Genomic DNA, 1154 nt, shown 5'->3' on the forward strand with positions numbered 1-1154 from the left:
GTTGATTTTGTTACCGTAGGAGGAACTGTTTCTGGTGATATTTTATCGACTGATGTAGCAGGTGGATTTACTGGTTGTTTGTTAGGATTGTATGCTACTTCAGCAAATGATGCACAACCTGAATAATTAATTTTTAAGAATAACAGCTATACGTTTAATGTCAAAGACTAATTCTTTGGCATTAAATAAATGGCAGAGTATATTAAATCTAAAAATTTAAGAGATTGATTAATTGGAGTAGACTATAAATTGAACTAAAATTTATGAAATTTAAAAATTTAAAATACTTACTAATCCTTATTTGTGTTGAATCTTCTTTTGCACAAATGCAACCTTTTAAATTGCAGGATGTAAAGCTAACGGATGGTATGTTTAAAAAGGCCCAAAATGTTGACCTGAAATACATTCTAGAACTCAATCCTGATAAATTACTCGCTCCTTATTTGATTGATGCCGGCTTACCATTGAAAGCCAATCGATATGGCAACTGGGAAAGTTCAGGATTAGATGGTCACATCGGTGGACATTATTTGTCCGCCTTAGCCATGATGTATGCAAGTACTGGAAATGTCGAACTAAAGATGCGTTTGGATTATATGGTTAATGAACTCGCTCTTTGTCAAGCAAAAAACGGCAATGGCTATGTTGGAGGCATTCCTAATGGGAAAGTATTTTGGGAACGTATCGACAAAGGGGATATTGATGGAAGCACTTTCGGGTTGAATAATACTTGGGTTCCTATTTATAATATTCATAAACTTTTTGCGGGGTTGCGAGATGCTTATGAAATTACAGATAATCAACAAGCCAAGCAAGTTTTGATTGGTTTAGGTGATTGGTTTATCGAACTCATAAAACCACTTTCTACGGAGCAAATTCAACACGTATTGGATACGGAACACGGTGGAATCAACGAAACTTTTGCCGATTTATACATAATTACAAAAGACAAGAAATATCTCGATGCTGCTAAAAAACTTTCACATCTTAAACTTTTAAATCCTCTGCTTGAGAAGCAAGATAAACTGACAGGTCTTCATGCCAATACACAAATACCTAAAGTAATTGGGTTTGAAAAAATCGCCACATTAACACATAATACTGATTGGGAACAGGCATCAGAATATTTTTGGCAAAGTGTAACTCAAACGCGT

The 1154-nt window shown here is 34.7% G+C and carries 2 protein-coding genes; both read left to right on the forward strand.

Annotation, left to right across the window (positions count from 1 at the left end):
• Positions 1–126: beta-xylosidase family glycoside hydrolase (locus tag EKL98_RS17745; RefSeq protein WP_158618349.1), on the forward strand; the 126-nt coding region annotated here is incomplete at its 5' end.
• A 137-nt stretch (positions 127–263) separates the two neighbouring features.
• A partial coding sequence (locus EKL98_RS16730) for a beta-L-arabinofuranosidase domain-containing protein (protein ID WP_199740748.1) occupies positions 264–1154 on the forward strand: 891 nt, incomplete at its 3' end.

This window comes from Flavobacterium bomense (assembly GCF_003970355.1).